Annotated in this window: 22 protein-coding genes; 12 read left to right on the top strand and 10 right to left on the bottom strand. The window is 71.9% G+C overall.

All coding sequences use genetic code 11. From position 1 onward, the window contains the following. The first annotated feature begins 7 nt into the window (after window positions 1-7). The 5 genes from JJI54_RS12250 to JJI54_RS12230 are packed head-to-tail and all read left to right on the top strand — an operon-like array spanning window position 8 to window position 5,639. Complete coding sequence (locus tag JJI54_RS12250; RefSeq protein WP_203073266.1) at window positions 8-919, top strand: SDR family NAD(P)-dependent oxidoreductase; 912 nt, start codon at window positions 8-10, stop codon at window positions 917-919. Continuing rightward, window positions 919-2,070, top strand: coding sequence for an acyl-CoA dehydrogenase family protein (locus tag JJI54_RS12245; protein WP_203073265.1), 1,152 nt, complete (start codon window positions 919-921; stop codon window positions 2,068-2,070). The genes JJI54_RS12250 and JJI54_RS12245 overlap by 1 nt, the downstream gene beginning before the upstream one ends. Then, window positions 2,067-4,109, top strand: a complete 2,043-nt coding sequence (locus JJI54_RS12240; RefSeq protein WP_203073264.1) for an acetate--CoA ligase family protein — start codon at window positions 2,067-2,069, stop codon at window positions 4,107-4,109. The genes JJI54_RS12245 and JJI54_RS12240 overlap by 4 nt, the downstream gene beginning before the upstream one ends. After that, window positions 4,106-4,951, top strand: coding sequence for a nitroreductase family protein (locus JJI54_RS12235; RefSeq protein ID WP_203073263.1), 846 nt, complete (start codon window positions 4,106-4,108; stop codon window positions 4,949-4,951). Before JJI54_RS12240 ends, JJI54_RS12235 begins: the two co-directional genes overlap by 4 nt. Further along, entirely contained in the window at window positions 4,944-5,639 is a 696-nt protein-coding gene (locus JJI54_RS12230) for an NUDIX hydrolase (RefSeq protein WP_226381684.1), read from the top strand. Before JJI54_RS12235 ends, JJI54_RS12230 begins: the two co-directional genes overlap by 8 nt. Before the next feature lie 27 nt (window positions 5,640-5,666). Here the strand turns inward: JJI54_RS12230 and JJI54_RS12225 are convergent, their stop codons facing one another. The 5 genes from JJI54_RS12225 to JJI54_RS12205 are packed head-to-tail and all read right to left on the bottom strand — an operon-like array spanning window position 5,667 to window position 10,933. Continuing rightward, a complete protein-coding gene (locus JJI54_RS12225; protein WP_203073262.1) occupies window positions 5,667-6,551 on the bottom strand; it encodes an MBL fold metallo-hydrolase in 885 nt (294 codons plus the stop codon). Continuing rightward, window positions 6,548-7,459 carry a DMT family transporter gene (locus JJI54_RS12220; RefSeq protein WP_203073261.1) on the bottom strand — a complete coding sequence of 304 codons (912 nt, stop codon included), beginning with the start codon at window positions 7,457-7,459 and terminating at the stop codon, window positions 6,548-6,550. Before JJI54_RS12220 ends, JJI54_RS12225 begins: the two co-directional genes overlap by 4 nt. Next, window positions 7,460-8,443 carry a DMT family transporter gene (locus JJI54_RS12215; RefSeq protein ID WP_226381683.1) on the bottom strand — a complete coding sequence of 328 codons (984 nt, stop codon included), beginning with the start codon at window positions 8,441-8,443 and terminating at the stop codon, window positions 7,460-7,462. Then, window positions 8,436-9,278 (bottom strand): FAS1-like dehydratase domain-containing protein, encoded by an 843-nt coding sequence (locus JJI54_RS12210; protein WP_226381682.1) that lies wholly within the window; start codon window positions 9,276-9,278, stop codon window positions 8,436-8,438. The genes JJI54_RS12215 and JJI54_RS12210 overlap by 8 nt, the downstream gene beginning before the upstream one ends. Then, on the bottom strand, window positions 9,275-10,933 hold the full coding sequence (locus JJI54_RS12205; RefSeq protein WP_203073260.1) for a hypothetical protein: 1,659 nt from the start codon (window positions 10,931-10,933) through the stop codon (window positions 9,275-9,277). The genes JJI54_RS12210 and JJI54_RS12205 overlap by 4 nt, the downstream gene beginning before the upstream one ends. A gap of 152 nt (window positions 10,934-11,085) precedes the next feature. Between JJI54_RS12205 and JJI54_RS12200 the strand changes: the two genes are divergently transcribed. From JJI54_RS12200 to JJI54_RS12180, 5 genes are read left to right on the top strand one after another with little or no spacing between them, the layout of a single operon-like run. Beyond that, the gene (locus JJI54_RS12200; protein ID WP_226381681.1) at window positions 11,086-11,796 is read left to right on the top strand and encodes a class I SAM-dependent methyltransferase; all 711 of its coding nucleotides are present in this window, start codon (window positions 11,086-11,088) and stop codon (window positions 11,794-11,796) included. Window positions 11,797-11,810: 14 nt separating this feature from the next. Continuing rightward, on the top strand, window positions 11,811-12,812 hold the full coding sequence (locus tag JJI54_RS12195) for a glycosyltransferase family 2 protein (RefSeq protein WP_226381680.1): 1,002 nt from the start codon (window positions 11,811-11,813) through the stop codon (window positions 12,810-12,812). A 25-nt stretch (window positions 12,813-12,837) separates the two neighbouring features. After that, window positions 12,838-13,188 carry a DMT family transporter gene (locus JJI54_RS12190; protein ID WP_203073257.1) on the top strand — a complete coding sequence of 117 codons (351 nt, stop codon included), beginning with the start codon at window positions 12,838-12,840 and terminating at the stop codon, window positions 13,186-13,188. Then, window positions 13,185-14,405 carry an MFS transporter gene (locus JJI54_RS12185; RefSeq protein ID WP_203073256.1) on the top strand — a complete coding sequence of 407 codons (1,221 nt, stop codon included), beginning with the start codon at window positions 13,185-13,187 and terminating at the stop codon, window positions 14,403-14,405. The genes JJI54_RS12190 and JJI54_RS12185 overlap by 4 nt, the downstream gene beginning before the upstream one ends. 10 nt (window positions 14,406-14,415) lie before the next feature. After that, window positions 14,416-14,814 carry a DUF3574 domain-containing protein gene (locus JJI54_RS12180; RefSeq protein WP_203073255.1) on the top strand — a complete coding sequence of 133 codons (399 nt, stop codon included), beginning with the start codon at window positions 14,416-14,418 and terminating at the stop codon, window positions 14,812-14,814. Window positions 14,815-14,817: 3 nt separating this feature from the next. On the opposite strand, the gene JJI54_RS12175 is transcribed toward JJI54_RS12180, so the two are convergent. Beyond that, window positions 14,818-17,610, bottom strand: a complete 2,793-nt coding sequence (locus JJI54_RS12175; protein ID WP_203073254.1) for a phosphoenolpyruvate carboxylase — start codon at window positions 17,608-17,610, stop codon at window positions 14,818-14,820. Window positions 17,611-17,796: 186 nt separating this feature from the next. Between JJI54_RS12175 and JJI54_RS12170 the strand changes: the two genes are divergently transcribed. Next, complete coding sequence (locus JJI54_RS12170) at window positions 17,797-18,354, top strand: hypothetical protein (protein ID WP_203073253.1); 558 nt, start codon at window positions 17,797-17,799, stop codon at window positions 18,352-18,354. 13 nt (window positions 18,355-18,367) lie between these two features. Here the strand turns inward: JJI54_RS12170 and JJI54_RS12165 are convergent, their stop codons facing one another. After that, the gene (locus tag JJI54_RS12165; protein ID WP_203073252.1) at window positions 18,368-19,912 is read right to left on the bottom strand and encodes an ABC transporter substrate-binding protein; all 1,545 of its coding nucleotides are present in this window, start codon (window positions 19,910-19,912) and stop codon (window positions 18,368-18,370) included. Between the two features lie 100 nt (window positions 19,913-20,012). Here JJI54_RS12165 and JJI54_RS12160 point away from each other — a divergent pair, with 100 nt between their 5' ends. Beyond that, complete coding sequence (locus tag JJI54_RS12160; protein WP_203073251.1) at window positions 20,013-21,551, top strand: M81 family metallopeptidase; 1,539 nt, start codon at window positions 20,013-20,015, stop codon at window positions 21,549-21,551. On the opposite strand, the gene JJI54_RS32680 is transcribed toward JJI54_RS12160, so the two are convergent. The 3 genes from JJI54_RS32680 to JJI54_RS12145 form a co-directional block, all read right to left on the bottom strand. After that, window positions 21,491-23,740 (bottom strand): ATP-binding protein, encoded by a 2,250-nt coding sequence (locus tag JJI54_RS32680; protein ID WP_203073250.1) that lies wholly within the window; start codon window positions 23,738-23,740, stop codon window positions 21,491-21,493. The genes JJI54_RS12160 and JJI54_RS32680 overlap by 61 nt on opposite strands. Before the next feature lie 163 nt (window positions 23,741-23,903). Then, window positions 23,904-24,635 (bottom strand): SDR family NAD(P)-dependent oxidoreductase, encoded by a 732-nt coding sequence (locus JJI54_RS12150; protein ID WP_226381679.1) that lies wholly within the window; start codon window positions 24,633-24,635, stop codon window positions 23,904-23,906. Between the two features lie 42 nt (window positions 24,636-24,677). Beyond that, entirely contained in the window at window positions 24,678-25,808 is a 1,131-nt protein-coding gene (locus JJI54_RS12145; protein WP_203073248.1) for a DegT/DnrJ/EryC1/StrS family aminotransferase, read from the bottom strand. Window positions 25,809-25,817: the final 9 nt, after the last annotated feature.

The raw sequence follows: 25,817 nt of genomic DNA, 5'->3' as shown, positions 1-25,817 counted from the left end.
AGCCGGCATGATGCTCGAAGGCAAGGTCGCGGTGGTGACCGGGGCGGGCGGCGGGATCGGGCGGGAAATCGCCCTCGCCATGGCGCTGGCGGGGGCCGCGGTCGTGGTCAACGACATCGGCGCCAGCCTGACGGGCGAGGGCCCGACCAGCACGACGCCGGGCGAGCAGACCGTCGCCATCATCCAGCAGCGCGGCGGGCGCGCGGTGGTGAATACGGACAGCGTGGCGGAATGGGCGAATGCCCAGCGCATCGTACAGACAGCGCTGGATTCCTTCGGCCGCATCGACATCGTCGTGAACAATGCCGGCATCCTGCGGGACCAGATCTTCCACAAGATGTCGCCGGAGGAATGGCTGGCCGTCATCAACGTCCACCTGAACGGCAGCTTCTTCGTCAGCCGCGCCGCCGCCGAGCATTTTCGCAAGCAGGGCAGCGGCGCCTATGTGCACATGACCTCGACCTCGGGCCTCATCGGCAATTTCGGACAGGCCAACTACTCGGCTGCGAAACTCGGCATCGCAGCGATGTCCAAATCGATCGCGCTCGACATGCAGCGCTTCGGCGTGCGGTCCAACTGCATCGCGCCCTTCGCCTGGTCGCGCATGACCAGCTCCATCCCCGCCAGCACGGAGGCCGAGCGCGCGCGCGTCGCACGGCTGCAGCAGATGACGCCGGACAAGAACGCGCCGCTCGCGGTGTTCCTGGCCTCCGATGCGGCGAAGGACGTCACCGGCCAGATCTTCGCCGCCCGGCACAATGAGCTGTTCCTGTTCAGCCAGCCGCGCCCGATCCGCAGCACGCATCGCGGCGAGGGCTGGACGCCGGAAGCCATCGCGGAGACCGCGCTGCCGGCGCTGAAGTCGCATTTCCTGCCGCTCGACCGCAGCGGCGACGTGTTTTCGTGGGATCCCGTCTGATGCATTTCGGCCTGACCGAGGAACAGATCGCCTTCCAGGACAGCGTGCGCCGCTTCGCGGAGACGCATCTGGCGAAGGACGCCGTGGCGCGGGCGCATGACGAGCGCTTCCCCTGGGACGTCGCCAAGCTGATGGCGGAGAACGGCCTCTTCGGCATCATGCTGCCGGAGGAGGATGGCGGCCAGGGCGGCACGCTGTTCGATGCCGTGCTCGCGATGGAGCAGATCGCCTATGTCTGCCCGCGCAGCGCGGATGTGCTGCAGGCCGGCAATTTCGGCGCCTTCCGGACCTTCGCGGAATACGCGACGCCCGGGCAGAAGGAGAGGTACTTCACGCCGCTGCTGAAGGGCGAGACGATCGCCGCCGTCGGCATGACGGAACCCGATGCGGGGTCGGCGCTGACGGACCTCAAGACCACCTGCACGAAGGATGGCAACGGATACCGGCTGAACGGCGGCAAGGTGTTCACGAGCAACACCGAGGATGCCGGTGTCTTCGTCATCTATTGCCGCTTCGGACCCGGCGTGAACGGCATCGGCTCCGTCATCGTGGAACGCGGGATGGAGGGTTTCCGCCTCGGCCAGCCCAGCCGCTACATGAATGGCGAGACCTGGTGTGCGCTCTACTTCGACAATGTCTTCATCCCCGCCGAGAACGTGCTGCTGGGCGAGGGCGGGTTCCGCAAGCAGATCGCGGGCTTCAATGTCGAGCGCTGCGGCAACACGACGCGCGCGCTGGCGCTCGGCGAATACTGCTTCCGCCAGGCCAAGGCGCATGCCGAACAGCGCAAGCAGTTCGGCCGCGCCCTGATGGAATTCCAGGGCCTGCAATGGAAGTTTTCCGAAATGCGGGTGGCGCTCGATGCCGCGCAGTTGCTGCTGTATCGTGCCGCGGTCGGCGCCGGCGATGGCCTGCCTGACGCCCAGCAGATCGCGATCGCGAAATACGCGTGCAACCAGGCTGGCTGGATGGCGTCCAACGAATCCATGCAGATCATGGGCGGCACGGGCTACAGCCAGGACCTGCTGATCGAATACTGCGTGCGCAAGACGCGGGGCTGGATGATCGCGGGCGGCAGCCTGGAGATGATGAAGAACCGCATCGCGGAAGGCATCTTCGGCCGCAGCTTCTCCCAGAGGCCGTCCAAGTGACCTCGCTGGCGCAGGCGCTGCTGAACCCACGCCGCATCGCGCTCATCGGCGCCTCCGCCGATGAGGGGAGGCTGACGGCGCGGCCGCAGCGCTACCTGCGCCGGCATGGCTATACCGGCGAACTCTTCCCGGTGAATCCCCGTGCCGCGGAGGTGCTGGGCGAGCGCGCCTATGCCTCGATCGAGGACATCCCCGGCGCGATCGACTTCGCCTACATCCTGCTCGGCACCGACAATGTCGAAGCGCAGGTCGCGGCCTGCGCCAGGCGTGGCATCCCGCTGGCCTGCGTGCTGGCCGATGGCTTCGCGGAAGCGGGGCCGGAAGGTGCCGCGCTGCAGGCCCGCGTGCTGGAAGCGGCGAAGGTGGGCGGCATGCGGCTGCTCGGGCCGAACTCCATGGGCGTGGTCAATGCCAATGCGCGCACGGCGCTGACGACCAATGCGGCGCTGGAAGCCGAAGCGCTGCCCGCAGGCCGCGTCGCGCTGATCTCCCAATCCGGCTCCATGATGGGCGCGCTGCTGTCCCGCGGCGCGGCGCGGGGGCTCGGCTTCTCCCACCTCATCGGCACGGGGAACGAGGCCGACCTGACGGCCGGCGAGATCGCGTCGCTGGCGCTCGATGATCCCGATGTGGATGTGGTCTGCCTGTTCCTGGAGGCGATCCGCGCGCCGGAGCAGATGGCGGCCGCGGCAGCGAAGTCGCATCGCCTCGGCAAGCCCATCGTCGCGCTCAAGCTCGGCCGCAGCCCCTTCGGCGCGGAGCTCGCGAACAGCCATACCGGCGCGCTGGCCGGCAGCGATGCGGCGGCGGACGCGTTCTTCCGCGCGCATGGCATCCTGCGCGTGACGATGCTGGAAGCGCTGCTCGAATTGCCGCTGCTGGTGGCAGGACGCCGTCCCGCCGCGCGGGTGCATCGCGGCGTCGGCGTGATGACGACGACGGGTGGCGGCGGTGCACTGGCCGTGGATGCGCTGGGCGTGCTGGGGATCGAGGCGAAGAAGCCCGATGCCGTCGCCTCCGCGAAGCTGGAGGCGGCGAAGCTGCCGCACCATGCGCGGCTGCTCGACATGACGCTGGCCGGCACGCGGCCGGACCGCGTGATGGCGGGCCTGGACGCGCTGCGCAGCGCGGAGGACACGGACCTCGCCCTGGTCGTCGTCGGCTCCTCCGCCCAGTTCCGACCCAAGGATGCGGTCGGCGGCGTGGTCGAAGCCGCGACGATTCCCGGCAAGCCGATCGCCGCCTTCCTGGCGCCCCAGGCCGAGGCCTCGCTGCGCATGCTGGCGGAAGCGGGCATTGCTGCCTTCCGCACGCCGGAGGGTGCGGCCGACGCCATCCGGGCCTTCTGCGACTGGCGCGCCCCCGCCGCCGTGCCGGACCTTCCCGCACCCGCCGTCACCGTGCCAGCGGCGCCGGACGAGGCCGACGCCCGCGCCCTCTTCGCCGCCCTAGGCCTCGCTTCCGACAGCCAGGTGATGCAGGAGGAGCCGCCGGTGGGGCTCCGCTACCCCGTCGCGCTGAAGATCCTGTCGCCCGACCTGGCGCACAAGACGGAGGTCGGCGGCGTCGCACTGCATATCGCCGATGCCGCGGCGCTGCGCGAAGCCGCCACCGCCATGCGCGCCCGCGTCACGGCGGCCGCCCCCACGGCGCGCCTCACCGGCATGCTGGTGCAGCCCATGGCGAAGGGCCTGGCTGAGGCGATCCTGGGCTTCCGGCGGGACCCGGAAGTGGGGCCGGTGGTGCTGCTCGGTGCCGGCGGCGTGCTGTCCGAACTGCATCGCGACATCGCGCTGCGCCTGGCGCCGGTCGGCCTCGCCGAAGCCCATGCGATGATCGGGGAGGTCCGCGCCATGAAGCCCCTGACGGGCTGGCGCAACCTGCCGAAGGGCGATGTGGAGGCGCTGGCCGCCGCCATCGTCGCCGTCTCCGCCCTGGCCGCGGTGCCGGAAGTGGCGGAGGCGGAGATCAACCCGCTGATCATCGGCCGGCCGGGCGAGGGCGTGACCGTCGCCGATGCCTGGGTGGTGCGGGCGTGACGGCGCCCGCGCCCGGTGCCACCCTGTCGGCCATGGATGCCGAAGCCCTGATCCGCGCCCGCTACGGCGCGCTGCCCTTCACCCCGGCGGAGGTGCCGGAAGCCCTCGCGGCGCTGCTCGGCCGCAGCGTGACCCGGCGCTACACCGCCGATCCGGTGCCGGATGCGCTGCTGGATACGGTGCTGGCGGGCGCGCAATCGGCGCCCGCCAAATCGGACCTGCAGCAGTATTCCATCCTGGTGACGCGGGACGCCGCGAAAATCGCGGCCATCGCTGATGCCATCGGCACCATGCCCTGGATCAAGGAAGCGCCGATCCTGCTGGTCTTCTGCGGCGATGTGCGGCGCGGGCGGCTGGTCTGTGCCCATCACGGCCGCGCGCACGCCAATGACAGCGTCGATACCTTCCTCAACGCCACCGCGGATGCGGCGCTGGCCATGGGGTTCGGCATCATGGCCGCGCATCATGCGGGGCTCGGCACCTGCCCGATCTCCTATGTGCGCAACCACCTCGACCTCATCGCCTCGCTGTTCGGGCTGCCCGATGGCGTCTTCCCCGTGGCGGGGCTGACGCTGGGCTTCCCCGCGGCGCGCAACGCCACTTCGCCCCGCCTGCCGCCTTCCGTCGTCGTGCATCGCGAAGGCTATGACGACAGCGGCCTGGCGCCCGCCCTGCCCGCCTATGATGCGCTGCGCCCGCCGGGCAAGCCGCGATATCCGGAGGTGCATGGCCCGAAGCCGGAAGGCTGCACCTGGAGCGAGAATGCCGCGCGGCAATTGTCGGTGCCGGAACGCGCGAACCTTCGCGCCTGGCTCGCCTCGAAGGGTCTGAACCTTGACTGACGCCAAGCCCAAGGACCCGGCGGCGGACAATCCCGGCGGCGCGGACCTCGTCCCCGCCAAACCCGCGAAGAAGCACGCGGTGAAGCCGCGCCACGCCGCGAGCCTGATCGTCTGGCGAGACGGCGGGGAGGAGCCCGAGATCCTGATGGGCATGCGCCACGCCAAGCACAAATTCATGCCGAGCGTGCTGGTCTTCCCCGGCGGCCGCGTCGATCGCGCCGACCATGGCGTCAAGGCGCTGTCCGAGTTGAAGCCGGAGACCCTGGCCCTGTTGGCACATCGCGCACCGCCTTCCCTCGCCCGGGCGCTGGGCGTGGCGGCGGTGCGTGAATTGTACGAGGAAACCGGGCTGCTGATGGGGGAGGTGAAGGGCAAGCGGCTGATGGCCGACCTCTCCGCGCTCGACTATCTCTGCCGCGCCGTCACGCCGACGACGCGCAGCATGCGCTTCAACGCCCGCTTCCTGATCGCCCCGGCCAGCGCGGTGCGGGGGGAAATTGCGGGCTCCGGCGAATTGGAAGGGCTGGACTGGTATCCGCTGTCGAAGGCGCTGGATGCGAAGCTCGCGAACATCACGGAGCGCATCCTGGTGGAGTTCCAGGCCTGGCATGCGACGCCACCGGCCGCGCGCGCCGCGCTGCCGAAGATCGTCTATCGCGGCAACGACAACCGGATGAGCGACGAGTAGAGCGCAAAAGCGCCTACGAGTAGCGGCTCACCGCGCCTCGAAGCTCTCCCCGTCCCGCACCGCTTCGCCCTCCGAGGCCAGCTTGATGAGATGCGCCAGCAGGCTGCGGGCCGCGGCCGGCACCAGGCGCGGATCGAGCGACGGGCCATAGGCGGCCGGCACCAAATCCAGCGCCGTCGCGCGGCCCGCCGCGCGCAGCGAGTCCAGCACCTTCGCCTCCCGCTCCCGCCGATGCGCATGCAGCGCGGCGACGAAGCCCGCGGGGTCCGGCAGGGGCGGGCCGTGGCCGGGCAGATAGAGGTCATGCTCCCGCGCCGCGAGTTTCGCGAGTGACGCCATGTAATGCGCCATGTCGCCATCGGGCGGGCTGACCACGGTGGTGGACCAGCTCATCACATGATCGGCGCTGAACAGCGTGCCGGCGCCGGAATCGTTCTCCAGCGCGAAGCAGAGGTGGTTGGCGCAATGGCCCGGCGTGTGCAGCGCCGTGACGCGCCAGTCATCGCCCTCCACCACCGCGCCGTCGGGCAGGGTGATTTCGGGGCGGAAATCATGGTCGCCCCCCTCCCCGCCCTGGTCGGGCGGCGTCACATGCGGGCCGAAGCCGAGGCTTGGCGCGCCCGTGGCGGCAGCCAGCGCGGCGACGCCCGGCGAATGGTCGCGATGCGTGTGGCTGACCAGGATGTGCGTGATCGCCTCCCCCGCCGTCGCGCGCAGGATCGCCTCGCATTGCGCGGCATCGGCGGGGCCGGGGTCCAGCACGGCCACGCGGCCGCGCCCGATCAGGTAGGTATTGGTGCCGCGCCAGGTGAAGGGACCGGGATTGCCGCAGAGGATGCGCCGCACGCCGGGGGCGACATGCTGCACGATGCCGACTTCCGCGCTGTCCTCGCGCAGGAACGGGATGCTCAAGGCTTCTTCCTCCCGCGCAGCAATTCGCGATGCATGATGTAGAGGCTCGCCGCCACGATCGCCGAGGCGCCGGCCAGCGTCCAGAGGCTCGGCACATTGCCGAAGAAGATCATGCCGAACAGGATCGCCCAGAGCAGCGAGGAATAGGAATAGGGGGCGAGCGCCGAGACCTGCGCGCTGGCCCAGGCTTCCGTCAGCAGCGTCTGCGCCACGCCCCCCAGCGTGCCGATCGCCATCAGCAGCAGCAGGTCCTGCCAGCTCGGCGTCACCCAGACGAAGGGCAGCGCCAGGCCGATGATCCCCGTCATCAGCAGCGACTGCCACATGACGATGGTGGTGGAGGCCTCGGTCGCCGAGAGGCTGCGCACCATCAGCGTCGTGATGGCGGAGAAGACGCCATGCGTCGTCGCCGCGATGATGCCCATGCGCGCGGCGCCGCCATAGTCGCCGGTGAAGGCGCCCTGGCCGAAGGCGATGATGAGGATGCCGAGGAACCCCGCCAGCACCGCGCCCGCACGGTGCAGCCCCACCTTCTCCCCCAGGAAGGGGATCGACAGGATCGTGACGAAGAGCGGCGTCGCATTGGTCAGCGCCTGGTGTTCCGCCAGCGGCAGCACGCCGAGCGCGTAGAAGGAACAGGCGGTGGCGCAGACGCCGCTCAGCGCCCGCACCACATGGCCGCCGAGGCGCTTGGTCTTCAGCACCGTCGCGAAGCCGCCGTTCAGCCCCGTCCGCCGCAGCACGATCAGCGCCACCACCGGCAGGGCGAAGGCGCTGCGGAAGAACATCTGCTCCTGGAACGGGATGCGGCCGGACAGCGACTTCACCAGCACGGACATGAAGGCGAAGAGCGCGCAGGCCGAGAGCATGAAGACGATGCCGCGGCGAAGGTCGTGGCGGAGCGGCATTCAGGGCCTCGGTCCATAGGCCGCGTCGCGCGTTGCCGCCTCGGCCTCCCGCTTCCGCACATGCTCCCGGTGCAGGTTGTAGAGGCCCGCGGCCATCACGATCAGCGCGCCGACCAGCGTGTTCAGCGCCGGCACCTCCGCCCACAGCAGGAAGCCCAGGATGCCGCCCCAGAGCAGCGTCGTGTATTCGTAGGGCGCGAGCGCCGAGACCGGGGCGATGGCGAAGGCGCGGGCGAAGAGGAAATGCGCGCAGCCATTGGCGAGGCCGAGGAAGCCCAGGCAGAGCGCGATGTCCCAGGCAGGGATCACCGGACCGAGCGGCGGGAAGACCGGCAACAGGAGAAAGCCCGTCGGCACATGCGCCGCCAGCAGGGCGAAGGCGATGGCCTGGGGCGTGTCGGTGCGGGCCAGCACGCGGGTCCAGATGCGGGTCAGCGCCAGCAGCGCGGCGGCGGCCAGCAGCATCCCCGCCTCCCACCGCCACAACTCGCCGCCGGGCTGCAGGATGACCATGACGCCCGCGAAGCCGACGCAGGTGCTGGTCCAGCGCCGCCAGCCCACCTTCTCCCCCAGCAGGGGGATGGCGAGCAGCGTCATCATCAGCGGCGCCGCCGCGTTCACGGCGTAGGACCCGCCGAGCGGGAAGCCGCGGAACCAGGCCAGGTAGAAGGACACCGTGACCGCGCAGTGCAGGATGGATCGCAGCGCCAGCAGCGGCCGCCGCACCGGCACCAGGCCGCGGCCGCGCGACAGGATGGCGATGGCGATCATGCCAAAGACGCCGCGCCAGATCATGGCGACGGCGACGCCCACTTCCGGCAGCGCCCATTTCACCGCGGCATCGGCGCCGGAGATGACGCCATAGCCCAGCGCGATGATCGCGATGCCCTTGATCGTGTCCTGCGTCAGCGGCAGGCGCGGGCGCGACGACCGGGCAGCCCCAGGGGCAGCCCCCGGCGTCGCGCCGGGTGTTCGATCAGCCAAGTGGCTGGCCTTCGACCACCGCTTCGGCCTGCATGCAGGTGGCGCCGGTGTCGTCGCGCGTTTCCAGCAGCACCTGGCCGCCTTCCTCCCGCCGCAGCACGGTCAGCGGCCGGCCGTCGAAGCAGGGGCGGCGGCCGCGATAGGCGAAGCGGGCGAGGCGCGCGTCGGGCGCCGCATGGTCCATCGCGTGATGGGCCATGAAGGTCGCCTGCAGCGGGCCGTGCACGACCAGGCCCGGATAGCCTTCCTCCCCCGTCACATAGGGGTGGTCGTAGTGGATGCGGTGGCCGTTGCCGGTCAGGGCGGAATAGCGGAACAGCATGACGCTGTCCGGCACCACCGTCGTGGCGATGGCGTCCGGCCAGGCGGGGGCGGGGTCCGCCGCCTTCACCGCGGCACCCTCCGCGCCGCGATAGACGATGTCCTGCTCCTCCTCCACCGCCACGCCGGCGGGGCCTTCGACCCGGTGCTGGACGGTGACGAAGACGAGGCGCCCGGCGCCGCCCGACTTCTCCGCCACCTTGAGGATGGTGCTGGTCCGGCGCACGGCGTCGCCCAGGCGCAGCACGGCGCCGGGGAAGCCGACGCGCCCGCCGGCCCACATGCGGCGGGGCAGGTCATGCACGGGCGGCAGGAAGCCGCCGCGCTTCGGGTGGCCATCGGGGCCGATGCCGTCCGGCATCACCCAGTCCTGGAACAGCATCCAGTGCCACAGCGGCGGCAGCGTATCCGGCACCGGCCGGCCCAGCGTCGCGGCCAGGCCGCGCACCAGGCGGGCATCCAGCGTGTCCTCCCGGATGTCGGTTTTTCCGACATAGTCCTCGTAGGCCATCATTCCTCGCGCAGGTAGAGCAGGTAGTTGTCCAGGTGGACGATGCGGGTGTAGCGCCGCCAGGTCTCCTCGAAGGCCGGGTGGCGGGAGAAATAGGCGATGGGGTCGAACTCCTCCGCCCCGCAGCGCGGAATGCCGGACCGCTTGGCCACCAGCACGGCGCCGGGCGGGGCGCGGGCGAAGTCCTCCGCCACCGTGCGATAGACCAGGAATTCGGGGCGCGACATCTCCCAGGGCTCGCGGTAGCGGGCGGCGCCTTCCGGGCAATCGGGATAGGCGCCGACCAGCAGCCAGAGGTTCATGGTCCGCAGCGTCGATCGCGCCCTTGCGTAGTTCAGCGCGGGATAGACCGGGTAGATGTCGGGGGAGAGGACCAGCAGCCGCTCCCCGGCCACTTCCCGCTTCAGGGCGGCGGCGAGCTGGCCGTCGGACAGCGTCGTGTACCAGATCTGGCGCCAGGGGCTTTCGCCGCGGATATGCACGGCGGCGATGGCGAAGGTGCAGGCGATGGCCAGCATCGGCGCGGCGGCGATGGCGCGGCCGGATGGCAGGGCGCGGTCGAACCAGCGCGCCGCCACCCAGCCGCCGGCCAGCGCCGTGGCCATGGCCATGGGCACCACGTGGTAGGACCAGCCCTTGTGCTGGACGATGGCGGACAGCATGCCCCCCACGGCGACGGCGCCCAGCGCCCGCGCGCCGGGCCCCGCCCCGCGCCAGGCCAGCATCGGCAGCAGCAGCAGCACCGCCACCACCGCCGATCCCATCTTGTCCGTCAGCAGCACGGCGAAGACGCCGAGCCCCCCGGTGCCGAGGTAGAAATCCATCACCAGCGGCACGACGTGGCCGAGGTAGTCCGGGAAGATCAGCGGCAGCGTCGCCAGGTAGAGCAGCCAGACGGTCGCCATCAGCCAGGGCAGCGGGTCGCGCAGCGCCGGCGCCGACCCGCGGCGCCACAGCACCAGCGCCTCCACCAGCAGCGGCACGGCCAGGAAATGCGGCTTCAGCGCGAAGGCCAGCGCGGCGGCCAGGGTGACGCCAAGGGCGAGGCCCGTCGGCGTCGCCTGCCCTTCCATCCGCCGCGCGGCCAGCAGCGCATAGGGCAGGGCGAACAGCGCCATCAGCTGTTCGCGCTGGCCGACATCGTAGGCCGCCAGCAGACAGGTCAGCGGCACCAGCGCATCCAGCACCGCCGCTTCCACCGGGCCCTCCCGCTGGTCCCGCCGCAGCGCCACGCAGAAGCGCCAGGCCAAGGCGCAGCAGCCCAGCACGCAGGCCTGCAGCGCCTGCACGGCATCCAGCGGCGTGAAGCGGTCGATCAGCGCCGGGATGGCGGTCAGGACGAAGATCAGTGGCGGGTTGACGTCGATCAGGTCCCGGTAGAGCCGTTCGCCCGCCACCCATCGCTCGGCGAAATTCAGGATGGCCGCGACATCGTGATTGAGCGGCGGGGCCAGCACCATCAGCAGGAAGGCGACGGCCGGCGCCAGGGCCAGGGCGCGCAGCAGGCGGGCGCGCGTCTCCGCCTCCATGGTCATGGCGGGGCGCTCCGGCTGCGCGGCTTCGGCCGCGCTGGCGCGCGCGGGCGCCTCCGCGCCATGCAGGGGGTGGGCACCCCTGGCCTGGGCGGCCTGGTGCGGCGGGGTGGTCGGCGGGGTCATCGGCGGGCGCATCCTCGGGCCGCAGGGGTTAAGGTGCAACCGCATTGCGGCGTCCTTGCGGCGGGTCTGCCCTGCGCAGGTCGCGGTCCCGCCTTGCCCTCGCCGCGGTCCACGGCCACAACGGTTGCGTGGAACCCGCCGAATACGCCCTGATGGACGCCGCCGAGGATGGCATGTGGTGGTTCAAGGCCGCCCATGCCCGGGTGCTGGACGCGCTGCGCGCCCGCCCCGGCCCGGAAGGCCCCGTGCTGGATGCGGGGTGCGGCACCGGCGGCTTCCTGCGCCGCCTGCGGGACGCCATGCCCGGCCGCGGCGCGATGGGCCTGGAATACCTGCCGGATGCGGCGCGCCGGGCGATGGAGAAATCCGGCTGGCCCGTGGTGGCCGGGGATGCCAACGCCCTGCCCTTCGCCGATGCCAGCTTCGGCGCCGCCGTCAGCATCGACGTGATCTGCCATGCCGGCGTCGATCCCGCCCGGGGCCTGGCGGAGCTGCATCGCGTGCTGCGCCCGGGCGGCACGGTGGTGCTGAACCTGCCGGCCTTCGAATGGCTGCGCAGCGCGCATGACGCGCGCGTGCACACCGCCCGCCGCTACACCGCCGCCGGTGCCGCGGCGATGATGGAACAGGCGGGCTTCACCGCGATTGTATCCCGGTACTGGAACGGGCTGCTGCTGCCTCTCATGGCCCTTCAGCGCAAGGTCCTGCACCGCAAGCCCGATGCCCCGAGCGACGTCACCCACTTCCCCCCCTGGATCGACCGAACCCTGCACGCCGTCGCGGAGACGGAGCGGCGGATCGGCCTGTCCGGCATCCCGATGCCGGCGGGCGGCTCCGTGCTCGTCATCGCCACGCGCCCGTGATGGAGACCGCAGACATGACTGACATGACCGGCCGCCCGGTCGGCCTTTCCATCGTGGTGCCCGTCTATCGCGGCGCCACCACCGTCGGCGCGCTGGTGGAGGCGCTGTCCGCGCTGCGCCCCGCCGGCGGGATCGAGATCGTGCTGGTGAACGACGGCAGCCCCGACAATTCCGGGGAGGTCTGCCGCAAGCTCCAGCGCAGCGCGACCGTGCCGCTGACCTACATCGAGCATGCCCGCAACTTCGGCGAGCACAACGCGGTGATGACCGGCCTGCGGCATGCCCGCGGCGCCTACGTCATCACCATGGATGACGACCTCCAGAACCCGCCGGAGGAGGTGATCCGCCTCTACGACCATGCGCGCCTCGGCGGCTGGGACGTGGTCTATACGCGCTACGCGAAGAAGGAGCATGAGGGCTGGCGCAACCTCGGCAGCCGCTTCGCCAATGGCGTGGCGGATCTGCTGCTGGACAAGCCGAAGGGCCTCTACCTCTCCTCCTTCCGCTGCATGTCGGCGCTCGCCGTGCGGGAGGTCACGAAGTACAGCGGCCCCTACCCCTATGTGGACGGGCTGCTGATGCAGGTCACGCAGCGGCTCGACAGCATCGAGGTGAAGCACCTGCCGCGGGCGGAGGGGCGCAGCAACTACACGCTGAAGCGCCTGGTGCTGCTGTGGATGAACCTGGCCACCAACTTCTCCGTCCTGCCGCTGCGCATGGCGATCCTGGCCGGGCTGGTCATGGGCATCCTCGGCCTGGTCGCCGCCGCCATCGTGATCTTCGAGGGGCTGAGCGGGGAGACGCCCTCGGGCTGGGCCTCGATGATGACGGTGGTGCTGCTGGTCTCCGGCGTGCAGTTCCTCATCCTCGGCGTGCTCGGCGAATATGTCGGCCGCGCCTTCCTCTCCGCCAACGGCAAGCCCCAGGGCGTGGTGCGGGAGGTGATGCCCGCCGCGGAGCCGGAGGCGGAGGCGGCGCCGGCGGCCGAGGCGAACCGGGTGCGCGTGGTGTCGTGACGCGCCGCGTGGAGGGACAGCCCCGATGCTGAGCGCCTGGATCACGCTGGCCGCGGCGATCTCCACCTCCCTGATCGGGCAGGTGCTGCTGAAGGCGGGCGCCTCGGGCTCCGTCGCGGCGGAGACGGGGTTCCTCGACCAGCTCTTCCGCTGGCAGACCATCATCGGGCTCGGCGCCTATGGCGGCGCCGCGCTCCTCTACATCATCGCGCTGCGCAAGATCCCGATGAGCGTGGCGCTGCCCTGCACGGCGGCCAGCTACGTCGTCATCGCCGTGATCGGCTGGGCGGTGTTCGGGGAGAGTCTCGGCGCCCAGAAGCTGGCGGCGATCGGGCTGATCTCCGCCGGCGTGCTGCTGCTCGCCACCACGGCTTGACGACAAGCCCCGCGCCGGGGCGAGGGACCGCGTCCCCGCCGGAGCGAGGGACTGCGTCCCCGCCGGGCTGGGCCGTCGTCGCGGCGCTCGGCGTCTCGCTCATCCTGGGCTGGGGCACGGGCTACTTCGTGCCCGGCGTGCTGGGGCCGGCGATCGAGCGTGACCTCGGCCTGCCGGCCGGGACCAGCTTCCTGATCGTCGCGGTGCAGCTCGGCCTGGCGGGGCTGCTGGCGCCGCCGGTCGGGCGGCTGATCGACCGGCGCGGGCCGCGCGCCGTGATGGTGGCGGGCTCCGCCTTCTATGCCGCGGGGCTGGTGGTGCTGGCCGCCGCGCCGGGCCCCTGGGTGGCGCTGCTGGCCTGCCTGCTGCTGGGCATCGCCGCCGCCATGACCCTGTCCGAAGCCAGCAACGCCGCGCTGGCGACGCTGGGGGCGGAGGGCGCGCGCCGGCGCATCGCGGCGCTGGCCGCCATCTCCGGCCTCTCCGCCGCCGTCGCCTGGCCCTCGCTTTCCTGGGCGGAGGCGCATTGGGGCTGGCGGGTCGCCGTGCTGGGCGCGGCGGCGTCCCACCTGGTGTTGGCCCTGCCGCTGCATGCCTGGCTGGTGCCGCGCGGCAGCCGGGAACGGGCGCCGCGCGGCCGGGCACCGCGGCTGCCGGCCAGGCTGCGCTGGCTGTCGGCGGCCATGACCACGCAGGTGCTGGTCGGCTCCTCCCTGCTGGCCAACATGGTCGCGGTGGTGGAGGCGCTGGGCATGGATCGCGGCAGCGCCATCTTCTGGGCCTCCCTCACCGGCCCGGCGCAGGTGGCGGCGCGGCTGATCGACATGCTGGGCGGCGCGAAGCTGCGGGCGATGACGGTCGCCTCCCTCGCGCTGCTGGCCATGCCGGCCTCCATCCTGCTGCCGCTGGTCGGGCATGTCCTGGCGCCGGGGCTCGGCCCCGCCATCACCGTGCCGGTCTTCGTGCTGTGCTACGGCCTGGCGTCGGGCGTGATGAGCGTGATGCGCCCGGCGACGCTGATCGAGCTGCATGGCACGGATGGCTACGCGACCGTCGCGGGCAAGGTGATGGCGCCGGTCACCTTCGCCATGGCGGTGGCGCCCGTGCTGTTCGCGCCGCTGCTGCTGAATGCGGGGGCGGATGTCGCGCTGCCGGTCATCGCCGCGATCTGCTTCGGCGGTTTCCTGATGCTTCGCCGCGCCGCGCGGGGGCTGTAGGCTGCGCGCCATGCGCCCTGCCCTGCTGTCCCTGCTGCTGCTCGCCGGCTGCGCCACGCAGCCCCCCTGCCCGCCCGGCCTCGGCCCCGCGACGGTCGCCAGCGCCTATTTCGGCCGGACGGCGGGCGGCGAGGAGATCGTCACCGACGCCGAATGGGCCCGCTTCATGGACCAGGCCGTGACCCCCGCCTTCCCCGATGGCCTGACGGTGCTGGACGGCGCCGGCCAGTGGCGCGGCCGCAGCGGCGCCATCAGCCGCCAGCGCAGCAAGGTGCTGGTGGTGGCGCTGCCGGATGGCGATGCGGCGGAAGCGCAGCGGCGCCTCGCCCCCGTCATCGCCACCTATCGGGAGCGCTTCCGGCAGGAGAGCGTGATGGTCACGACCGAGGCGGTGTGCCTCGGCTTCTGAGGTTCATCCGAAGGCCCCCACCTCATGCACGATGGCCGCGCTGCATTCGCGGACCAGCGCGAACAACTGCCCCATCGGCTGGAACAGCGTCGCATGTTCCGCCGCATAGGAATTGCTGGTGCGCTCCGGCGCCGGCTCGTGGAAATCGAGCCCCGATGACGGGTCGGGATTGGCCGGGAAGACCTCCGCCAGCAGCTTGAGGGCACGCTCCACGTCGAGTTGCAGGATCCCCGCCACCAGGCTGTCCCGCGTCGCGCCGTGGCGCGGGCTGAATTCCGGCAGCGCCACGGCCAGCAGCCAGATGCGGTGGATCAGCGCGAGGCGCAGCGCATGCAGCAGCACCAGCCGGTCCGGCATGCGCGGCAGGTCCGGCCAGGCGGCGCGCAGCGCCAAATGGTCCGCCTGCAGGCGCCGGAACATCCGCACCACCACGGCGGAGAGGTCGAGCTTCTCCAGCGCCTCCGCCACCGCCATCAGCTCCTCCCGCCGCCCGGGGCGCTGGGTGGCGCCGGCGCGGTCCAGCCAGGGGCCGGGGTCCAGCGTATCGACCGCCGCGCGCAGCACGCCGATATCGGAACTCGCCGCCGCCCGCGCCGCCATGGCCAGCGCGCGCGCGAAGCGCGGGCTGCGCGCGCGGAGGTCCGCGAAGGCATCGGGGTTCGCCGCCGCTGCGGCGCCGAGGCCGTGCAGCGTGTTCGCCAGCCACCCCATCTGCTGGAGGATGGCGTTGTTCGGGATGGCGCGAAGCTGGCTCGGATGCGTGATGCGGGACGGCCCGCCCATGTCCGATTGCCGCGCCGCGGGGCGTGACCCCGTGCGGTCCAGCAGCCCGGGCCCGAAGGCGCCGAGCAGCGCGGCATAGCCGGGGTCCTCCACCAGCGCCTGCATCTCACGCCGGATGGTGGCGAAGAAATCGGCGGCCCAGTCGCTTTCGGCATAGATCGGATCGGGCTCGCGCTCCGGCGCCGCGAAGGCGTGCTCCGCGATGCGGGCGATGGTGGCGGCGGCCAGTTGCGGCGTGCCGAACAGCAGGTAGCCATCGCCGCCCTGGAAGCTGCTCTCCTCCCGCAGCTTGAGCCCGACCTTGGTCAGCGCCGCCCTGGCCTGGGGGGGCGAGAGGTAGTCGAGCCGATCCGCCAGGCTGTCCGGATGCCCGCCGCGGCCGATGCTCTCCCCATGCGTGTCGAACAGCACGAGCTCGAGATCCGCCAGCCCATGGCGGCGCAGCTGGTCCGCCAGCCGCAGCTTCAGCCGTTCCGCCAGGTAGCTGGCCGGCAGCTGGCCGACATAGCGGCCGGAGTCGGAATAGCCGAATTGCAGGCAGAGCCGGCCATGGGCGCGCAGGTAGTCGCGGAAATGCGGGCTGCGCAGCGCCTCCTCCACCACCCGGTCGCCACGCTCCAGCGCCTCCGCCGTCTCGAAGAGCGGCGAGATCTCGATCCGCTCCGCGATGCCGAGGCGCTTCGCGAGCCAGAGCGCGCCGAGCAGCGTGTAGCCCGTCTCCGTCTCCGCGATCAGGAAGCGCACGGGCTGGGAGGAATCGACGTGCTTGGTGATCTGCGCCACCGTCATCATCAGCTTGGCGGCGGAGGCCTGTTCCGCCAGCAGCGCGCCGAAATCGACGGGCTGGGGCACGACCTCCGCCAGCGCCTGGTTGATCTGCGCCAGCAGGCCGCGGCGGCTCGCCATGTCATCCGGCGCGGCCGTCAGGCCAAGGCGCTGGCGCAGCGCATTGTGGATCTGGCTGGCATTGAGCCGCGTATGGGTATGCGCCAGCGCCAGCCCATGCGCGGCGAGGCCCGCGCGCGCGACCGCGAGCTTCATGCGCGCCGCATCATCCGGCGCGGCCGCCATGGCCGCGGGGAACAGCGCCAGCAGCGGCGCGGGGTCCACCATGGCGTCGTCGCGCCGCCCGACCAGCACGGCGGCGAAGGCCTGCACCTCATCGGGCTTCGGCCCGCCGGGCAGGGCTTCCAGCTGCGCGGCCACCGCTTCCTCCGCCAGCGCCAGGCGGGCGGCAAGCGCGGCGGCACATTCGCCGAGCGGCGCCAGTTGCTGGGCCAGGCGCTGCAGCTGCAGGCGCTTCATCGTCAGCCGCAGGCCGATCGTGTCCCACCAGCCGATATCGGTGCGCCCATCCGTGTCGTAGCCGACCCAGGTGGAAAGCAGCACGGGCGCCGGCCGCAGCTGCTGCCAGCGATCGCCCCAGACGCCCTGCGCCGCCAGCAGCAGCGCGGCCGCCAGCTCATCCAGCGCATCGCGGCCGCGGGCGATGGCGGCGGCGGCCTGGACGAATTCCTCCGTCAGCGTCGGCGCGGCGGGGCGATGGGCCAGGCCGCGCGGCATGGTGCCGCCGGAAGCCGCCGCCGCCACCGCGGCATTGGTGCCGGGCGGCAGGGAGAAGGTGGGATGCGCCGTGAAGACGGCGGCGAAGCGCGGGCGCTCCACCGCTTCCCGGTAGGCGGCGAAGGGGACGGGGCTGTCATCCGGGTCCGGCCGCACCAGCCGCGCCGCCAGCGCATCCAGCCCGCCGGCGCGGTCCAGCCCCACATACCGCGCCAGGCGCTGCGCACGCTCCGCGGCGGCGTCATCGGCGATGCGGCCGATCAGCGCGGCGATGGCGGGCGCATCCAGCCGCCCGTCATCCAGCCGCCGGCTGACGGCCAGGGCCATCAGCAGCACGGGATCGCCGAAGGGGTCGTGGGCCGCCGCCTCCCGCGCCTCCTTCAACCGCGCAAGCAGCTCGGCCAGGGTGTCGGCGACGCGGTCGGGGGCGGGGGCTTGGACGTCGGGCATGCGCGGGATGCTGCACCTGCGAAGCAAGGCGGCGCCAGCGCGAAATCGGGGGGCGAGCCGCCGGCCCGACGAAACCGCCGCGCTTTCAGGCAGGGCGGCGCGCCGGCCGCCGAATCGTTGCGCTTTTTTTCGTTGCCGCCCTGGCGCGCCCTCGCGACCATGCGCCTTGGCTTCAGGGAGGCTGCCATGCCCTTCGACCTCGACCGCTTCCTCGCGGATTGCAGCGACGCCGCGGAGGCCGGGCACCCCCGCGCGCTGCGGGAGGTGGTGGCCCGCGCCGTGGCCGACCCCGCCGCGCTGGTCGCCCGGCTGGGCGAGCCGCAGAGGGCGGGCGTGCAGAAGCTGCTGCACCGGCCGGGGCTGACGGTGCTGAACCTGGCCTGGGGGCCGGGCATGACCATCATGCCCCACAACCACCGGATGGAGGCCGTGATCGGCATCTTCTCCGGCCGGGAGGACAACATCTTCTGGCGCCGGATCGAGACCGAGGACGGCCCACGGATCGAGGCCGCGGGCGCCAAATCCCTCGGCGCGCGGGACTGCATGCCGATGGGGCGCGACATCATCCATTCCGTCACCAACCCGCTGGGCCGGCTGACGGGGGCGATCCATGTCTATCTCGGCGACTTCTTCGCCGCCGAGCGCAGCGAGTGGGAGCCGGAGACGCTGACCGAACAGCCCTATGACGTGGTCAAGAATGTCGGGCTGTTCGAGGCCGCGAACCGGCGCCTGGCCCAAGCCTAGTCAGGTTTCAAGCCTAGTCCGGCCGCATCATCAGCGCGTTGAAGCGCCGCTCCGGCCGGCTGGTGATGGTGATGCCGCGCTTGGCCGCGAAGTCCCAGGAGGGATGGAAGACCGGGATCAGCGCCACATCCTCGAAGGCCGCGTCGATCGCGGCGTGCAGCTTCGTGCGGCGGCGATCCGGGTCGATCTCCGCCATCGCTTCCTGGATCAGCGCATCGACGCGGGGGTTGGAATAGCGCGTGCGGTTGGCGTTGCCGTAGCCGCGCCCGGCCTCGAAGCTGTGCACCACGGCGCGCGGGCCCTCGCCGGCCTCGTTGGTGCCGTATTGCGCGATGAAGGCGGAATAGGCCTGGCGCGTCGCCTCCGTGAAGAAGACCTGGCCCGCGACGCCGGCGACCGAGGCCTGGATGCCGGCGCGGTTCCACATCTGCGCGATGGCCTGGGCGATCTGCTCATCCTTCGGGTAGCGGTCGGTCGTGGCGTGCAGGGTCAGGCGGAAGCCCTGGGGGAAGCCCGCTTCCGCCAGCAGGGCGCGGGCGCGGGCGGGGTCGAAGGGGGTGGGGCGCAGGTTCGGGCTGGTGCCGTCGATGCTGCTGGGCAGGAACTGGCTGGCGGCGGTGGCGCTGCCCTCCATCAGCCGCGTCACGATGGCGTTGCGGTCGATCGCCATCGACAGTGCCTGGCGCACGCGCACATCCATCAGCGGGTTGCGCACCGGCGTGCCATCCCGCCCCTGCACGAAGGGGCTTTCCGCCCGCGCGCTGTCGAGCGCGATGTAGTGCACGACGGCCGCCGGGCCGCTGAACAGGCGGAAGCGCGGATCGGCGGCGATGCGCGCCTTGTCGCCCGTCGGCACCTGGTCGATCGCATCCACATCGCCCGCCAGCAGCGCCGCGACGCGGGAGGGATCGCGCGCGATGGTGCGGATGGTGACGTTGCCCCAGGCCGCGCGCGGGCCCCAATGCGTGTCGGCGCGCGTGAGCGACAGGCTCTCGCTGTTCACATAGCCGGCGAAGCGATAGGGGCCGGTGCCGTTGACGCGGCCGGCATTGAACTCGCTGGTGGTCTGCCCGGCATCCCTGGCCGACAGCAGCAGCACGCGGGCCAGGTCGCCCGGCAGGGTCGCGGTCGGTGTGGAGGTCGTGATGCGGATGGTGGTGTCGTTCACCACCGTCACCTCGCGCACGGGCCGGATGAAGCTGGTGAACAGCGCGGGGCTGTTCGGCACGTTGGGCACGCGCGCGAAGGTCGCGGCGATGTCGGCGGCGGTGAAGGGCGTGCCGTCATGGAAGCGCACGCCGGGGCGGAGGTCGAATTCCCAGGTATTGGCATCGATCAGCCGCCAGGCGGTGGCCAGCGCCGGCTTCACCTGGAGGTTCTCGTCGATCTCCGTCAGCCCGTCCCAGATCTGCGGATGGGCGGACCCGGCCGGAAAGCCGTTGAAGAAATGCGGGTCCATCGTGTTGAGCGACAGGCTGGTCGCGATGGTCAGGTTCTGCGCGGCCGCGGCGCCCGCCCCCAGCGCCAGCATCGCGGCGGCGATCATCGTCTTCTTCATGGATCGGGCCTCCCGTCGCCCCGCCTGCATCCTGCCCGCCCCCGCATGGACGCGCCAGCGCCCCGGCCATAGGCTTCGCCCGCTTCAGGGGAAACGCATCATGGCCGGACCACGCATCGCCCTCGGCGGCTTCATGCTGGAGAGCAACGGGCACGCGCCGGTCGCCACAAGGGCGGAGTTCGAGGCTTCCTGCTGGCTGGAAGGCGAGGCCCTGGCGGCGGACCTCGCCAAGCCCGCGCCCCGCGCGCCGGCCGGGCTTTCAGGCTTCATCCGCGCCATGGATGCCGGGCGGCCCTGGCAGCCCGTCTTCACCATCGCCGCGACGGCCGGCGCCTCCGGCCCCATGGACCAGGATGTCTTCGACGATGTCGTGGCGCGGCTGGAGGCGGCGCTGCGGGCGGCCATGCCGCTCGATGGCGTCTTCCTCGCGCTCCATGGCGCCGCGACGGCGACGGTGGACCGGGACCCCGATGGCACGCTGCTGAGGCGCGTCCGCGCCATCGTCGGGCCGGATGTGCCCGTCCTCGGCACGCTCGACCTGCACGCCAATGTCGCCTGGTCGATGGTGGAGGCCGCCGACATGCTGGCCGCCTACATCACCAACCCGCATGTGGACCAGGCGGAGCGGGGCGCGGAATGCGCGGCCGTGATGCGCGCCATGCTGGGCGGCATGCGGCCGCGCAGCGCCTTCGTGAAACTGCCCTTCATCCCGCCCGCCACCAGCCAGAACACCACCGCCGGCCCCTATGCCGACGCCATCGCCCATGGCCAGCGCTACCTGGACCATGAGGTGCTGAACGTCTCCATCTCCTCCGGCTTCTCGCTCGGCGATACGCCGAAGAACGGGCTTTCGGTCATCGTCACCACCCGCACCGATGGCGACCGCGCGCGGCAGGTGGCGGCGGAGATCGCGGACTGGATCTGGTCCACGCGGGAGAGGTGGATCACCAACCTGACGAGCCTGGAGGACGCGACCGCGTTGGCACTCGCCGCCGGGCGCGACCCCGCCGCGCCCTCCCTGCTGTTTGCCGATGTCGCCGACAATCCCGGCGGCGGCGGGCGCGGCAATACCGCCTTCATCCTGGAATCCTTCGTGCGCGCGGGGGTGGAGGGCGCGGTCTTCGGCATCCACAACGACCCGGCGCTGGCGGCGGAAGCCCATGCGCTCGGCCTGGGTTCGCGCTTCACCGCCCGCTTCAACCGGGACGAGACCAACATCTTCTCCAAACCCTTCGAGGCCGAGGCGGTGGTGGAGGCGCTGACCGATGGGGAGGTCGTCGGCCGCCGCGGCATCTATCGCGGCCGCAGCGTCTCCACCGGGCCCACGGCGCTGCTGCGCATCGGCGGCGTGCGCGTCGCCGTCGTCACCAACCGCCGGCAGCTGGCGGAACCGCGCATGGTGGAATCCCTCGGCGTCGATCTCCGCGCCGTGCGGTCGCTGGTGGTGAAGTCCCGCGGGCATTTCCGCGCGGGCTTCGACGACATCTGGACGCCGGACCGGATCATCGAGGTCGATGTCCCCGGCCTGACGACGGTGGTGCTGACGCGCGTGCCGTGGCGGGAAGTGCCGCGCCCGATCTATCCGCTGGATGCCGGCATGGAATGGAAAGCCGCCGGCGTCTCCCTCCGCGGCGGCTGATCCGCGGCCGTCGCCTCCCGCAGCGTGATGGTGAAGACGGCGCCCTCCCCCTCGTTCCGCGCCGCGATCCCGCCGCCCATGGCCTTCACCAGGCCATGGCAGATGGACAGGCCGAGCCCCGTGCCCTTGTCCACGCCCTTGGTGGTGACGAAGGGTTCGAAGATGCGGGCCAGCACCTTGGGCGCGATGCCGCCGCCGGTGTCGCGCAGCAGCAGCTCCACCCGCCCTTCCGGCGGCGTGGCGCCGAGCGCGATGGCGATGTGGCGGGGCCGTCCCTCCGGCAGTTCCTCCATGGCGTGGCAGGCATTCATCAGCAGGTTCACCAGCACCTGCTCCAGCGCCACCAGATGCCCCATCACGACGGGCGAGGGCGCGCCGAGTTCCACGGAGACGGCGACGCCGGCATCGCGCAGCGACCCGCCGACCAGCGTCATCGCCCCCTCCACCGCGGAGTCCAGCGGCACCGGCTCGGGCGGCGCGGCCTCGTCCGACCCGCGGGCGAAGCGGCGCAGATGCTCGATGATGTTCCCGGCGCGGGCGGATTGCTCGACGATCCGCTCGATCCGCTGGCGCGCCGCGGAAAGCCGGCCGGAATCCAGCGCCTTCTGCAGGTTCTGCGCCGCCAGCGACATGATCGTCAGCGGCTGGCGCAGCTCATGCGCCAGGCCCGTCGCCATCTCGCCCAGCGACGCCAGGCGCCCCGCCGCCGCCAGCTGGCCCGCGCGTTCGCGTTCCGCGCTGACATCGGCGGTGTAGCCGACGATCTCCACCACCCCGTCGCCGCGCCGTTCGGACACGGCCGCCACGGTGCGCAACCAGCGGCCGCCGCCATCGGGCTGGCGCAGGCGGAATTCGCGCTCCGCCCGTCCCTCCCGCGCCACGGTCAGCATGAACTCCTCGAAGGCATCGGGCTCCGGCGCGCGCAGCGCGGCCCAGCCGCCGGGCGCCTCGATCACCGCGGCGGGCCAGCCCGTCACCGCCTCCACATTGCCGCCGATGCGGCGGTAGCGCGGGGGCGCGCCGGGGGGCAGTTCCACCTGGAACATCAGGGTCGGCACGCCATCCAGCAGCCGCGACGTCTCCGCCCGGCTGGACCGCAGCAGCGCCGTCTCCCGCGCCGCCATCTGGTGGCGCTCCTCCGCCGCGCGGGCGGCATCCTGCTGGGCCTGCACCAGGCGGCTGAAGCGGATCATCACCGCCAGGCAGAGCAGCGTGACGACGGCCAGCACGCCGATGCCAAGCCCGAGTTCCAGCTGGTGGCGATGCACCGGCGCCATGATGACGTCGAGCGCCCGCGACACCTCCACCACCATCATCCCGGTGGCGGTCACGCCGAAGGCCGCCGTGGCGGGCGTGCCGGTGCTGTCCTCCACCGCCTGCAACCCGGTATCGAGCCGCGGCAGGTAGTCCCGGAACAGCCAGGCGGCGGGGTTCGCCACGCCGATCCCCCCCACCCCGCCATCGGACCGCGCCAGCAGCACGGAATCCAGCCGGTGGAAGCGGACGGAGACGTTGAAGGCCTCCGCCGCGCGCTGGCCGATAGCGGTCAGGTATTCCGGGTTCATCAGGGCGATGACGAAGCCGCCCGGCAGGCCGTTCGGGTCCAGGATCGGGCGCAGCAGCGGGATGCTCCAGCGCCCCGCCTGCTGGATGGTCTGGCCGGGCCGGCCGAAGAACCGCCCCGGCTCCGGGCTGCCGATGGCGAGCTGGGAGGTGCCGCTCGGCGAGACCTCCAGCCACCGCCGGTCCGCCAGCGAGGTGCCGAGCAGCGCCTCCTCCGTCGAGAAGACGATGCGCCCTTCCGCATTCACCACCGCCGCGGCGCGCAGATGCGGCAGCTGCGCCAGGCGCATGCCGACGCGGTCGATCTCCCAGGGCTGGCCCCGCTGCTCGATGCCGCGCACCATCTCGATCAGCAGGATGTCGGTCGTCTCCAGCGCGCGGGTCAGCTGGTCCACGACGCTGGCGAGCACGCCGATGACGTCCCGCCGCGCTTCCTCGGACGCCGCGCGCTCCTCCCGCTGCCCGAGCAGGATGAAGAGGGAGAGGAAGCAGATGGCGAGCATGACGCCGGCGAGGACGCCGAGCGCCCGCGCCCGGCCGGGGCGCGAGACCCAGGCGCGCAGGAGGCGGAAGCGGAAGGCCTCCGCTTCCGTGATGCGCGCCGGGCCGTCCTGCTCCGCTTCCATCGCCCCCAATGCCAAGACCCGCCATGCCGTGATGCCGTCAGGGCCGGGGGCGTGTGGTCGCCGGCCCGTCCGCAGGCCTTCGACCCCTCACTCTAGTGTCATATTCGCGCGAGGCTGTGTCCAAATTCTTGACGGCGCCCCGCGCGCCGCCGCGCGGGGGCGATCAGGTCTCCGCGCCGCCATTCACCGCCAGCATCTGCCCGTTCACATAGGCGCCGCCCGGGCTGGCCAGCATGCGGACCACGGCCGCGACCTCCGCCGGCTTGCCCATGCGCCCCACCGGCACCTTGGCGACATAGCCGTGGCGGTGGGTCTGCACGCCGGGCTGGTCGTCATCGGCCTCGATCGGGCCGGGGGAGATGGCGTTCACCGTGATGCCCTTGGGGCCGAATTCCTTGCCGAGCGACTTGGTCAGGCCCCAGAGGCCATGCTTGGCGACGGAAACCGGCGCGCGGCCGGCATAGCCATGGATGGCGTTCATGCCGGTGAAGTTCACGATCCGGCCCCAGCCGCGTTCCAGCATCCCCGGGATGCAGGCCTGGGACAGCCAGATGGCGCCTTCCAGGTCCACCGCCATGACGCGGCGGAACTCCTCCGGTGTCAGTTCGAGAAACTTGTGCTGCGGGCGGAGCGCCGCGTTGTTCACCAGCACATCGACGGCGCCGAAGGCGGCGATCGCCTCGGCCGCGATGCGCCGGCAATCCTCGGGATTGCCGACATCGCCCATGGCGACCAGGGCCTGGACGCCCTTCGTTCGGACCTCCGCCGCCACGCCCTCGGCGGCCGCGCGGTCGGAGGAGCCGTTGACGACGATGTTGAACCCATCCTCCGCCAGGCCGAGGGCGATGGCGCGGCCGATATTGCGGCCCGCGCCGGTGATGAGGGCGGTCTTCATCGTCATTTCCTGGGATCCCCGGTGGTTCGGTGATCCCGATTGCTACAGCCCCCGGAGCACCGTGCAAACATGCCCGACCTGGGCATCGGTGAGTTCCGGGAACATGGGCAGGCTCATCACCTCCGCCGCCGCCCGCGCCGTCTCCGCGCAGCCGGCCGGGCCCAAGGGCGTGCGGCCGCGATAGGCGGGCTGCAGGTGGACGGGGGACGGGTAGTGGATGGCGGTGGCCACCCCTTCCGCCCGCAGCCTGGCCATCAGCGCCGCGCGTTCCGGCACCCGCAGGACATACTGGTGGAAGACATGGCCGGAGCCCTCACGCCGCGCGGGCGGCGCGTAGTGCGTGCCGGACAGCGCCTCGTCATAGGCCGCCGCGATCGCCTGGCGGCGGGCATTGCCGGCATCGAGGTAGTTGAGCTTCACGCGCAGGATGGCGGCCTGGATCTCGTCCAGCCGGCTGTTCACGCCGACGCCGTCGCTGATGTAGCGCTCCTTCCAGCCGTACTGGCGGATGGCGCCGATGCGGTCGGCCAGTGCCTCGTCATCCGTGGTCAGCACGCCGCCATCGCCGAGCGCGCCGAGGTTCTTGGTGGGGTAGAGGGAGAAGCAGGCGGCGTCGCCCATCGTGCCGACCTTGCGGCCGGTCAGGGTCGCGCCATGGGCCTGGCTGCAATCCTCGATCACCTGCACACCATGGGCCTTGCAGGCCGCGAGCATGGGGTCGAGGTCGCAGGCCTGGCCGTAGAGATGCACCGGGATGATGGCGCGGATCGGCGGCAGGCCGGGCGGCGGATCGTCCAGCACCGCGACCAGCTCATCCGGGTCCATGGTGAAGGTGTCGGGGTCGATATCGACCAGCAGCGGCGTCGCGCCCGTCATCTCGATCGCCGCCACGGTCGCGACCGCGGTGTGGGAGACGGTGACGACGGTGCTGCCCGGGCCGATGCCCATGCCGCGCAGCGTCAGCGCCAGCGCATCCGTGCCGTTGGCGCAACCCACGGCGCGCTTCTGGCCCTGCCAGGCGGCGTATTCACGCTCGAAGGCCTCGCCTTCCTTGCCCAGGATGTACCAGCCGGAGCCGAGCGCGCGCAGCGCGGCGGCGTCGATCTCCTCCTTATGGGCGCGGTAGCCGGCGCCGGGATCGGCCTGCGGGACGGTGATGGTGGTGGCGTTCATGATCTTGGG

Origin of the sequence: Falsiroseomonas ponticola (assembly GCF_016805305.1) — a bacterium.
Classification (GTDB): domain Bacteria; phylum Pseudomonadota; class Alphaproteobacteria; order Acetobacterales; family Acetobacteraceae; genus Falsiroseomonas; species Falsiroseomonas ponticola.
Note: the sequence above shows the minus strand (reverse complement) of the source record. Positions and strands in the feature narration are given on the sequence as shown.